1 protein-coding gene is annotated in these 508 nt (G+C 65.0%); it reads right to left on the bottom strand.

Features of this window, described 5'->3' with window-relative positions; all coding sequences use genetic code 11:
* Positions 1–508 (bottom strand): LysR substrate-binding domain-containing protein (locus tag HX869_RS30530; protein ID WP_256736807.1); only part of this gene is annotated, 508 nt, incomplete at both ends.

Here is a 508-nt window from a genome sequence, read left to right as displayed (position 1 = left end):
CCACATGGTTCGGCAAGTCCGGCGGTTCGAAGTCTTGCAGGACGATCTCCAGTGCGCCTGCACGCACATCGCTGGCCACCTGATAAGCCACCCCCCGTGTGACGCCCCAGCCCAGGCGCGCGAGGTTGTTCGCCGCGTTGTTGGCGGTGCCTACCAGGCGCGGCTCAACGGCCACGCTCAACGGCTGGCCGCCTTCCCTGAACTGCCATTCGCTGACCAACTGGCTGGAAGACGACGTGACAATCTTCGCCTCACGCAGTTGCCCGGGGTGCAGTGGCCGGTGCCGCTCAAGGTAAGCCGGCGCCGCGCACACTACGCGACGCACCTCGCCGACCTTGATCGCCTGCTGGCCGGGTTCCTGCAAATGCCCGATGCGCACGGCCACATCGACGCCTTCATCGGTCATGTTGACCACACGGTCCACCAGCAAGGCGTTGATGCTGACCTGGGCAAACAGGTCCAGGTACTCCCCCAGGATTGGCGCGACGAACAACTCGCCGAACAACAC

Origin of the sequence: Pseudomonas sp. P7779 (assembly GCF_013386315.1) — a bacterium.
Lineage (GTDB): Bacteria > Pseudomonadota > Gammaproteobacteria > Pseudomonadales > Pseudomonadaceae > Aquipseudomonas.
The sequence above is the reverse complement of the archived record's forward strand: the minus strand, read 5'-3'. Positions and strand labels throughout refer to the sequence as shown.